Genomic DNA, 10,614 nt, shown 5'->3' with positions numbered 1-10,614 from the left:
CAGATGTATAAAGCTCGTTGGCAGATCGAGGTATTTTTTCGTTGGATTAAGCAGCATTTAAACATTCCTACGTTGTTTGGGACAACAGAGAACGCCGTTTATGGTCAGTTATTTGCAGCATTGATGGTGTACGTTCTGCTGAAATGGCTGTTTGACTCCGTTTCTGCATCCATATCTCGGCATGTGGAACTCTCCTTTGTCCGATTTACACGTTTATTCGCTCTTCATCTGCTGCCTGCTGAATGGCTTATAAAGATTCAATATATTGTGCAGACACATAACCCCCAGAGGGTTGTTTAGATTACATAATTTGGTTAATCAACAGGCCTGGCCCAATGTGGACATTTTGAAAGAAATGGTCGATATGATCTCGGCTACCCGATCCTACGAAGCCAACGTCACCGCACTGAACGCTTCCAAAGCTTTGATCGGGAAAGCGTTGGAAATCGGGAAATAGTTAACGAAAAGGAGTAATAATCATGATCGAATCCCTGAAATTGCAGCAGCCGCAGCAGATTGCCGGCGCCGTTCAACCCAAAATAACAAGCGCATCCGAAGCTTCGGACCAATTCGGAAAATTTTTGAGCGACGCCATCGCCGATTTGAATGACAAGCAGTCCACCGCCGATGTAATGAAAGGCCAGTTCGTCACAGGAGAAATCTCCGACGTGCATCAACTGATGATCGCCTCTGAAAAAGCGTCCTTGGGATTAGAGCTCACGGTTCAAGTGCGAAACAAAGTCATCGAGGCCTATCAAGAAATCATGAGAACGCAAATCTAATCTTCAATCGTACCTGACGAGGGTTCATCAGATGGGGTGAAACAGTGAACGAAAATGTGCTCCAATATTGGAACCGAACGAAGCAATATTGGAATCAATTCAGCAAAACGCAAAAGTGGACTGTTGTCGCAACTGTGATTTTAGTCATACTGACGGTGGGGATTATTAGTTATAATTTTTCTAAAACCGAGTATGCCTTGGCTTATACGAACTTGCAGCCTAGCGACGCAGCGGCCATCAAAGCGTACTTGGACGGCGCCAAAATCCCGTATCAGCTCAGCGAAGACGGAAAAAGCATCGGCGTTCCGCGCAGTCAAGTCGCCAGTGTCAAGCTTGCCGTCGAATCGCAAGGCTTGAACAAAAACGGCAACGTCGGCTATGGCGCTTTCAGCCAAAGCAGCACCTTCGGCACCACAGACAGAGAATTCGATGTCAAATACGTCAATGCCGTTCAAGGCGAGCTGCAGCAGCTCATCAACTCGAACAATGCGATCGCAAGCTCGAAAGTATTGATCAGCTTGCCACAGGAAAGCTTGTTCTTGCGGAAGGGGGAGCAACCGGAGAAAGCATCGGCCTCCGTCGTGCTTGATATCAAGCCGGGCTATACGCTTGATCAAGCCAAGGTCGATACGATGTATAACTTGGTTTCCCACAGCATCAAAGGGCTGCCGATTGAGAACATTACGATTTCCGATCAAAACGGCGATCTGCTGGAGTACTCCAAAGCGAACGGCAAAGTGAGCGGAGCTTCCAATATCGCTTTGCAGCAGTTCGAAATCAACAACAAGTTCAGAAACGACGTGCAGCGCAATGTGCAGCAAATGCTCGGCTCCATTCTCGGTCGGGACAAAGTGATCGTAAGCGTGTTCTCGACGATGAACTTCGATCAGACAAGACGCAAGGAGCAGCTGGTGACCGCGCCGAATACGGTAGACCAAACCGGGCTCGATATTTCGATCCAAGAGATCCAAAAGAACTATACGAGTGACGGCGGCGCAGGGACGTCCGGCGTTCCGGGAACGGGCGCGACGGATGTGCCGGGATACCCCGGTAGCAGCAACAGCGGAAAGACGAATTCCGAAGAGCTGCAAAAAACGGTAAACCGGGAAGTCAACCGGATTACAAACGAAATTGAGATGACGCCTTACATAGTAAAAGATTTAACCGTTAACGTCGGGATTGAACCACCCGATCCGTCCGATTCGAACTCGCTTTCAGAGGAAACGGTTAAGGAGATCCGGAAAATCCTCGTCAACGTCGTACGTGCAGGATTGGCCGATAATAAGCAGACGCTGACGGACGCAGAACTTGAAAAGAAGGTAACCGTGTTTCCTCACACGTTCGCTAAAACGAACGGAACTCAAGGAACGAGCACGAATTCGATGCTGCTCTATGGGGCACTCGGCGGTTTGGCTCTTGCGTTGCTCGGCGGAGGCGCCTACTGGTTTATACGCAGACGCAAGGCGCAGCAAGAGGAAGAAGAGATTCTGGACGAGTCGCCGCGAGTGGAATTCCCGACCATCGATATCGATAACTTGAACAATGAAAATCAAGTGCGCAAGCAGCTGGAACAGCTTGCCAAGAAAAAGCCGGATGAATTTGTGAATCTGCTCCGCACTTGGTTAGTAGACGAATAGAGGTGTGCAACACTTGGCTAAAGTACAGCAACCGGGTTTAACGGGGCGACAAAAAGCCGCAATTCTATTGATTAGTTTGGGTCCGGAAGTGTCCGCTCAAATTTTTAAACATCTGCGTGACGAAGAAATTGAGCAGCTCACTTTGGAAATAGCCAATGTCAGAAAAGTTGACAACGCCGAAAAAGAAGCGATCTTGGCAGAATTCCATCAAATTTGCTTAGCCCAAGAATTCATATCGCAAGGCGGTATCACTTATGCGAAAGAGATTTTGGAGAAAGCACTCGGATCTCAAAAAGCATTGGATATCATCAATCGGTTGACGGCGACGCTTCAAGTGAGACCTTTCGATTTCGCCCGGAAAGCCGATCCTGCTCAAATCTTGAACTTCATCCAGAATGAAAATTCGCAAACCATTGCTTTGGTTCTCGCGTACCTGCAGCCGGAGCAAGCCTCCATCATCCTGTCCTCGCTTCCTCAGGAGAAGCAGGCGGATGTGGCGAAGCGGGTTGCCTTGATGGACAGCACGTCGCCGGAGGTCATCAGCCAAGTTGAGCGGGTACTTGAGCAGAAGCTTTCCGCCACGGTTACGCAGGACTATACGAATGCCGGCGGGATTTCGGCCGTCGTTCAAATTTTGAATGGCGTCGACCGGGGGACAGAGCGTACGATCCTCGATTCGCTTGAGATTCAGGACCCTGAGCTTGCCGAAGAAATCAAGAAGCGGATGTTCGTATTCGAAGACATCGTCAACATCGACAACCGCTCGATCCAACGGATTATCCGCGACATCGAGAATGCCGACCTCCAATTGGCGCTTAAAGTGGCCAGCGAAGAAGTTCGGGAAGCCATTTTCAAAAACATGTCCAAGCGGATGGCCGAATCGTTCCGGGAAGAAATGGAGTTCATGGGACCGGTTCGGCTGCGTGACGTCGAAGAAGCGCAAACACGCATCGTAGCTACGATCAGGCGTTTGGAAGAAGCCGGTGAAATCATCATCGCCCGTGGCGGAGGAGATGATATTATTGTCTAATGTCATCAAATCATTTCAATATGTAGCGATGGAAGACAGCAAGCTTGTAGAAGCTCCGGCCCCTCCCGTTCTTAAACAAGAACCGCTGCAAGACGGCGAACTGACGGAGGAACAACGGCTTGAGCTCGACAATCTGATGCAGATGAAGGACCAAATTCTTCAAGATGCCGAGTCGTTTGCCGAAGAGCAGGTACGCGCCGCTATGGATGAAGCCGCAGCCGTCAGACAGCAAGCCCAAGCCGAGATTGAAGCCTGGTGGGACGAGCGCAGACAGCTGGATCAGGAAACGATCGAGCAAGCGATGGACCGGGGCTTCGAGCAAGGCTATCAGGAAGGGCTGGCCAGAGCCGAAACGGAGCTTCGCCAACAGTACGACAGCATGCTGCAGGAAGCGTCGCAAATTTTGGAACAATCGTACATATTAAAGCAGCAGATCATTCAAGAATCCGAACCGTTCTTAATCGAGCTCAGCTGCTCGATTGCCGAGAAAATCGTCGACCGCCAGCTGACGCTGGAATCCGAATGGGTCATCGAACTCATCAAAAAGGTGCTGTCGCGGCGAAGAGAAAAGGGAATTATTGCGCTTTGCGTATCGCCTTCTCAATTCTCCTATATACAAGACGCGCGAGAAGAACTTTTGTTGCACTTAGATTCGCAAGCGGAGCTGCAAATTATTCCGGATGCTTCGGTACAAGATCGCGGATGCGTTATTCGGTCCTCCTTCGGAAGCATCGACGCCCGCATCGACACGCAGCTGAACGAAATCAAGAATGCGCTTCGGCAAGTGGCGCTGCGAAGCGAGGGATCTTAGATCATGCAGGTGCCATCCGCGCAGAAATACATAGAGCATTTAAGTCAAGTCGACCCGGTGCGTGTAAACGGAAAAGTCACTCAGGTCATTGGATTAACGGTCGAATCGGAGGGACCGGATGCGAGCATCGGCGACGTATGCTACATCTATCCGCTCAAATCGAACCAGCCGCTCAAAGCGGAAGTTGTCGGCTTTAAGAACAACAAGGTTATTCTTATGCCGCTCGGCGAGCTTCATGCGATCGGTCCAGGCTGCGATGTGGTCGGAACCGGCAAGCCGCTGACGGTGCAGGTAGGACACGAACTGCTCGGCAAAGTGCTGGACGGGCTCGGGCAACCGCTCGACGGAACGTTTTTGCCGTCGCGCATGACACAATATTCTACGAATAATATACCTAACAATCCGTTAAAACGGCCGCGCGTTCTGGAGCCGATAAGCGTCGGCGTACGATGCATCGACGGCCTGCTGACGATAGGCAAGGGACAGCGCGTCGGTATTTTCGCCGGGTCCGGCGTCGGTAAAAGTACGCTGATGGGAATGGTCGCCCGCAATACATCAGCCGATGTGAATGTGATTGCGCTGATCGGAGAGCGCGGCCGTGAGGTGCTCGACTTTATCGAACGCGATCTCGGTCCCGAGGGGCTGGCCCGTTCGGTTGTCATTGTCGCAACGTCAGATCAACCGGCGCTCATCCGGATCAAGGGTGCGCTGATCGCTACGACGATCGCCGAATTTTTTCGCGATCGCGGGATGAACGTGATGATGATGATGGACTCGGTAACCCGGTTTGCCATGGCACAGCGTGAAGTCGGCTTGGCAGTAGGCGAACCTCCTGCAACTCGCGGCTATACGCCCTCCGTATTCGCGACCCTCCCTAAGCTGCTGGAGCGGTCGGGCACCGGGCCTAAGGGTTCCATTACGGCCTTTTATACGGTTCTTGTCGACGGGGATGATATGAATGAGCCGATAGCGGATGCTGTACGGGGAATACTGGATGGTCATATCGTGTTGAACCGTAACATAGCCAACCGCGGGCATTACCCCGCTATCGACGTTCTTGCAAGCGTTAGCCGGGTGATGAAAGAAATTGTTCCTCACGAGCAGCAGCTTGCGGCCGAGAACCTGAAAAGATTGCTATCTGTGTATAAAGATTCGGAGGATCTGATCAATATCGGGGCGTACCAGCGAGGATCGAATTTGGAAATTGATCAATCTCTCGATGCTATACAAGCGATATGGGATTATACGCGACAGCGCGTCACGGAGAAGCTAACATACGCGGAAGCGCAGGAAAGGCTAATTCAAGAATTTTACAGGGGATGAGAAGGAGCATGCGATTTCGATACGCTTTTCAAAAAATCGTTGATTTGAAGATGAACGAGAAAACGCAAGCGGAATGGATGCTGTCCGAAGCGCTCGGTAAAATGCATGCGGAGGAATCTTCTCTGGCCGAGCTGGAGAAAGCCAAGTACGAGATGCAGGAGGAGCTTCATAAATCTTCCAGCCAAGTGACGACGGTATCCAACCTGCTCATGTTGCAAGGTTATGTGAACCATATTGACGGCCGCATTCAGCTCAAGCATCGGGATGTGCAAGAAGCCAAAACGATCGTGCAGCTCAAACAGGATGATTTGACCGGCAAGCTGCTTGAAGAAAAAGTTTGGACGAAAGCAAAAGAAAGAGCGTTTCAGCATTTTTCCAGCGAGGCTTTGAAGAAAGAACAAAATCAGTTGGACGAAATGGCGACGAATCGTTTTAAGCGGCTTTCGTAATTTATGAACATGCGGGGAGGTGAGGAAGTGGCAAACACAGATACGGAGAAGTCCTCCTCTTACGGAGCTATGGAGCGGTTTTTAATATGGTTCCTTATCCCTTTTGTTTTTACAGCTGTACTGCTCGGCGTTCTACTGACGATTTTCGATTATGACGTGATGAACAACGTCCTTCGGGCAGCCAATAAAATTCCTATTGTGAACAGCATCATCCCGGATCCGAAAACGAAGGAGACGGAAAACAAGCCGGAAACGGCGGAACCCGCTGGGGCCGAGTCGTCCGCTCCGACACAGGATCATGCGAATGCCGGCACGACGGATAAGCTTCAGGAATTGGAACAATCGCTGAAAAAGGCGGAAGCCACGCTGCAGCAGCGGGATGAGACGATTAAGGAATTGCAGCTCAAGAACAGTACATTGGAAGAAAGCGCAAAAAGCAAGACTTTGAGCGACGAAGAGTATGCGCATCAAATTCAGCAGCTTGCTACCATGTATGCAAAGATGTCGCCGAGCAAATCGGCGCCGATTATGGAGAACTTAACCTCCAAAGAATTGGTTCTGGTGCTTGGGATGATGAAGCCGGACGAGCGCGTAAAGGTGCTGGAGAAGATGAACCCGAAGAAGGCCGCTGACGCCTCGATTCTGCTGAAGGACCAAACGAACGTAAGGGATACGGAAATTGCAGCCTTGCAGGAACGCTTGAAAGAATTGGCGGCGCAGAGCAAACAGCCCGCAGACAAGCTGAGCAAAGACGATTTGGGCAGCACGTTCGCAAATATGACGCCTAAAAGCGCGGCTACCGTCTTGCTGGAGATGCAGAAATCGAATTCCGACAAAGTGATCTCCATCTTGAGCTCTATGGATAGCGGCGGACGCTCCAGAGTTTTGTCAGCCATATCGGATCAATCCAAAGAAACCGCGGCCCTGATTTCGGCCCGACTGGTTCAATAAAACTAATGGAAAGGAGGTGAAAAAAGATGGAAATTTCGAAACAAACTCCTGTGGCCACTTCTGCCGGGACATCCGCTGCCGGATCGAACGCTTCCGCCAGTACGGGGAGCGCAGCCGGAGGGGCCGGATCTTTCTCGTCGGCTCTAAGCGGAACGATGACAGGCGATGCTTCCGGAGCGGGGGCTGCCACTACAGGAAACGCCGGCTTGTCGGCACTCGCTCAATTGATCACTCCTTTAGTTGCCGCGCTCCCGCAGACGGCGGATCAGGCTCAGGCTCAAACCGTTCAACAAATCGACGGCTTAATCCAACTGCTAGACTCGCCTAAGGGTGAGGATGCGAACGCGCTGACGGACAACCCGGATTTGCAAGCTTGGTTGCAGCAGCTTCAAGCGATGCTGGCAGCACTTTCCTCGAATCAGCCGGATAGCGATCAAGCGGTTGTTCCAACGGAAGAAGGAGATAACGCAGAAGAGAGTGCGGATGCGCTTAACCCGCTGCTGTTTATTCCTACGACGCCTGCTGTAGATACGCCTGCGGAGAAGGAGACCGGTGAGCTTGGCGCGATTCAGCAGCCCAAAGCGTTGACGGCGCAGGAAGCCGCCGCATTGTTGAAACAGTTGAAAGACCTGTTAGCGGAAGGAAAAACAGATCCGAAGCTTCAGCAAACGGTGAAAGAGTTGCCGCCTGTTCTGATGTCGGCTGCTTCCAAATTAAGCGAATTGCAAAAACCAAGCGCCGATCAACGCCGTGTTCCTTCCACTATACAGACGGCAGCGACAGCGGAAGCAGCTCCGTCTTCAGATGCCGGGAAGCTTGTCCAGGTGGTCCCTAGCCCGGTGCAGAAGCTCGAAGCGCTTACAGCCAAGGCCACGATGGTTCAGCTTCATCTGGACCCGCCGAAAGCCGACGAAGGGCCTCTGTTTGAGCCGCTGAACGCGGGAATGGCAGACGGTGCGGAAAATCAGCCGATGCCGCTGCACGAATACATCAAGCAGCAGGGCGGACATGCGCAGATAAAAGCGCCGGTTGTGCAGATGCAGGCAGGTACTTTTTCGGAGGACATGACGCAGTTTGTCGTTCGTTCCATATTTATGGGAACCTCGGCAGACGGAATGACCGAGGCTAAAATTTCGTTGTATCCTCAGCATCTCGGACACGTTGAAGTGAAGCTGACCATGCATAACGGACAACTGGTAGCGCAATTCGTAGCGGACAGCTTGGCCGGTAAGGAAATGCTGGAAAGCCAGTTATCGCAGCTCAGAACAACATTGCAAAATCAGGGCATCCAAGTGGAGAAGCTTGAAGTAAGTCAAAGCCAGAACTACCAGTCCGGCCTGTTCCAAGAAGGACGCCAGCAGCAGTCCGGACAATCCTCCAAACAGCAAAAAGCGGCCAGCGGCCGAATCGCCGCGATGGAAGACGAGCTGAAGGAAGAAGCGAAGACTTCGAGCGCCGCAGGCAGCCTGGGAACCGGATCGATTGACGTTACGGCCTAAGTAAGCTTACACCGATGGAGCAGGGGGTGAAACCGTGCCCGATTCAAATGTCAGCACCAGGAACATATGGCCATATTACGCCAAAGGAAATATTCAGAACGCCGGCAAAGCCGAGGAGAAAGGGAAATTGGGAAAAGACGAATTTCTTAAAATTCTCATGACCCAATTGCAAAACCAGGATCCGACGCAGCCAATGCAGGATAAAGAATTCATCGCTCAGATGGCTCAATTTACATCTGTCGAGCAGCTTACCAAAATGAGTTCGGAAATGAAAATGTTTCGGCAGTCGCTAGGATTTGCTTCCGGTCTGATTGGTAAAAAGGTTACCTATACCTACGTCGACAATAACAACAAATCGGTCGTCAAAACCGGAACTGTGGAGTCCATCCTGATGAAGAAGGACGAGCAGTACGCAAAAATTAACGGCGACGAAGTGAAGGTGGATCAGATCAGCCAGATTTCCAATCCGGAGGTAACTCCATGACGGATCGAATAACGGTTGGTCGCCTGTTTCCGAATGCAATGGCGCCGCAGCCCGTACGACGAACGGACCCGGAACCAAGGGTTCAGACAACCTCGTTTGATGCGATGCTGCAAAATCAACTCGTGCGTTTCAGTCATCACGCGGAAGAACGATTGCGGCAGCGGGGCATTCAGCTTGGGCCCGAGCAGCTTGTCAAGCTCAACACCGCGATTGACAAAGCCGCGAGCAAAGGGGCAAAGGATTCGTTGATGCTGATCAACGATACGGCTCTGATCGTCAACATCAAGAATCGCACGGTAGTTACAGCCATGGACGGAGCATCGATGAAGGACAATGTATTTACCCAAATCGACTCGGCCATGATTATTTCGTAGCGATAGGCCGGCCCGAATTTCGGAGGCCGAGGTTGTGGACCGACTGAAACAACCGAAGAACGAATAGGTTATAAAACTTGCTGTAACTCACGTTAATTACATCATCATTGACAACTGTTTCCATCCATCGATGCGCAGTTGCAATATGGGAGGATAACTATCGATGTTAAGATCGCTTTATTCCGGTATTTCGGGTATGAGAGGTTTTCAAACGAAGCTTGACGTCATTGGCAACAACATCGCAAACGTGAATACGTACGGCTTCAAAGCCGGACGCGTAGCGTTCAAAGACATGTTAAGCCAAAATATTTCGGGTGTTACGGCTCCTACCGATAATAAAGGCGGGGTAAATGCCAAGCAGATCGGACTAGGTGTCACGGTTGGCGCTATTGATACTCTCCATACACCTGGCAGCGCTCAAACAACAAATAAGATTACGGATTTGCGCATAGACGGAGACGGGTTTTTCACATTAAAAGCTGACCCTGGACAAGCACAACCTTTCCTGTCTCGGGCGGGCAATTTTGATGTGGATTCCCAACGTCGGTTGGTTAATGCTGACGGGCTTTTCGTGACGGACAGCGAGGGAGCAATTGTCACAATCCCGGAGACGGTAACAGCTTTCTCCATTGCTAATAACGGTGAACTCGTTGGGGTTGGCGCCGACGGAGCTTCGACGCCGTTGAATATATTTATCGGTGTCGTTAGAGTGGTGAACCCTGGCGGACTTGAGAAAATTGGCGGAAACCTGTACCGTGTTACACCGAACGCAATGCCGCCGGATGCTATTGAGCTCCCTACAGGAGACGCCGCCCGTGCCAACAACCCGACAACGGGCACCGGCGCTATCGTTTCGGGACAGTTGGAAATGTCCAACGTGGATTTAACGGCCGAATTTACGGAAATGATCATCGCTCAGCGCGGTTTCCAGTCCAACTCGAGAATTATTACGACATCCGACGAAGTGCTTCAAGAAGTCGTCGGTCTGAAACGATAGTTTGCTTCAAGGGGGAGGGACTCTCCCCCGACTTTATCCTTTCGGAGGTAACCGATGGTCCGCCTGACACGGCTTAATGGGAAAGCAATCGTCCTGAACGCGCTTTTGATCGAATCAATCGAAGAAACGCCGGACACTATGGTCACGCTGGTGACCGGTAAAAAAATCATGGTGCTCGAGCCGGTGACGGAAGTAATGGACACCGTACACCGCTTTTTGCAAACCGTAGGTCTTGTCGGCGGTACGGTTAAGAGCCTGAATTCGGAGGGGTCGTAAG

Annotated in this window: 13 protein-coding genes and 1 pseudogene; all 14 read left to right on the top strand. The window is 51.2% G+C overall.

Annotated elements, in window-relative coordinates:
• A partial coding sequence (locus BLO51_RS30970; protein ID WP_143006830.1) for a transposase occupies nt 1-300 on the top strand: 300 nt, incomplete at its 5' end.
• Nucleotides 301-331: 31 nt separating this feature from the next.
• Nucleotides 332-457 (top strand): annotated as a pseudogene (locus BLO51_RS06755) (flagellar basal body rod C-terminal domain-containing protein); the annotation flags it as partial.
• A 22-nt stretch (nt 458-479) separates the two neighbouring features.
• Complete coding sequence (fliE, locus tag BLO51_RS06750) at nt 480-782, top strand: flagellar hook-basal body complex protein FliE (RefSeq protein WP_090668737.1); 303 nt, start codon at nt 480-482, stop codon at nt 780-782.
• A gap of 44 nt (nt 783-826) precedes the next feature.
• Complete coding sequence (gene fliF / locus BLO51_RS06745; RefSeq protein WP_090668733.1) at nt 827-2,419, top strand: flagellar basal-body MS-ring/collar protein FliF; 1,593 nt, start codon at nt 827-829, stop codon at nt 2,417-2,419.
• A 4-nt stretch (nt 2,420-2,423) separates the two neighbouring features.
• Nucleotides 2,424-3,449 (top strand): flagellar motor switch protein FliG, encoded by a 1,026-nt coding sequence (gene fliG, locus BLO51_RS06740; protein WP_090668729.1) that lies wholly within the window; start codon nt 2,424-2,426, stop codon nt 3,447-3,449.
• Complete coding sequence (locus BLO51_RS06735) at nt 3,442-4,260, top strand: FliH/SctL family protein (RefSeq protein ID WP_090668726.1); 819 nt, start codon at nt 3,442-3,444, stop codon at nt 4,258-4,260. The genes fliG and BLO51_RS06735 overlap by 8 nt, the downstream gene beginning before the upstream one ends.
• Before the next feature lie 3 nt (nt 4,261-4,263).
• Entirely contained in the window at nt 4,264-5,583 is a 1,320-nt protein-coding gene (gene fliI, locus BLO51_RS06730; protein WP_090668723.1) for a flagellar protein export ATPase FliI, read from the top strand.
• Nucleotides 5,580-6,032 carry a flagellar export protein FliJ gene (fliJ, locus tag BLO51_RS06725; protein WP_342672338.1) on the top strand — a complete coding sequence of 151 codons (453 nt, stop codon included), beginning with the start codon at nt 5,580-5,582 and terminating at the stop codon, nt 6,030-6,032. Before fliI ends, fliJ begins: the two co-directional genes overlap by 4 nt.
• A 27-nt stretch (nt 6,033-6,059) precedes the next feature.
• Nucleotides 6,060-6,983, top strand: coding sequence for a MotE family protein (locus tag BLO51_RS06720; RefSeq protein WP_090668717.1), 924 nt, complete (start codon nt 6,060-6,062; stop codon nt 6,981-6,983).
• A gap of 26 nt (nt 6,984-7,009) precedes the next feature.
• Complete coding sequence (locus BLO51_RS06715; RefSeq protein WP_090668713.1) at nt 7,010-8,482, top strand: flagellar hook-length control protein FliK; 1,473 nt, start codon at nt 7,010-7,012, stop codon at nt 8,480-8,482.
• Nucleotides 8,483-8,516: 34 nt separating this feature from the next.
• Nucleotides 8,517-8,966 carry a flagellar hook assembly protein FlgD gene (gene flgD / locus BLO51_RS06710; protein WP_090668710.1) on the top strand — a complete coding sequence of 150 codons (450 nt, stop codon included), beginning with the start codon at nt 8,517-8,519 and terminating at the stop codon, nt 8,964-8,966.
• Nucleotides 8,963-9,340 (top strand): TIGR02530 family flagellar biosynthesis protein, encoded by a 378-nt coding sequence (locus tag BLO51_RS06705; RefSeq protein ID WP_090668707.1) that lies wholly within the window; start codon nt 8,963-8,965, stop codon nt 9,338-9,340. Before flgD ends, BLO51_RS06705 begins: the two co-directional genes overlap by 4 nt.
• Nucleotides 9,341-9,503: 163 nt before the next feature.
• Complete coding sequence (flgG, locus tag BLO51_RS06700; protein WP_090668704.1) at nt 9,504-10,337, top strand: flagellar basal body rod protein FlgG; 834 nt, start codon at nt 9,504-9,506, stop codon at nt 10,335-10,337.
• Nucleotides 10,338-10,391: 54 nt separating this feature from the next.
• Nucleotides 10,392-10,613 carry a flagellar FlbD family protein gene (locus BLO51_RS06695; RefSeq protein ID WP_090668700.1) on the top strand — a complete coding sequence of 74 codons (222 nt, stop codon included), beginning with the start codon at nt 10,392-10,394 and terminating at the stop codon, nt 10,611-10,613.
• Nucleotide 10,614: the final 1 nt, after the last annotated feature.

The organism is Paenibacillus tianmuensis, from assembly GCF_900100345.1.
Classification (GTDB): domain Bacteria; phylum Bacillota; class Bacilli; order Paenibacillales; family NBRC-103111; genus Paenibacillus_G; species Paenibacillus_G tianmuensis.
The sequence above is the reverse complement of the archived record's forward strand: the minus strand, read 5'-3'. Positions and strand labels throughout refer to the sequence as shown.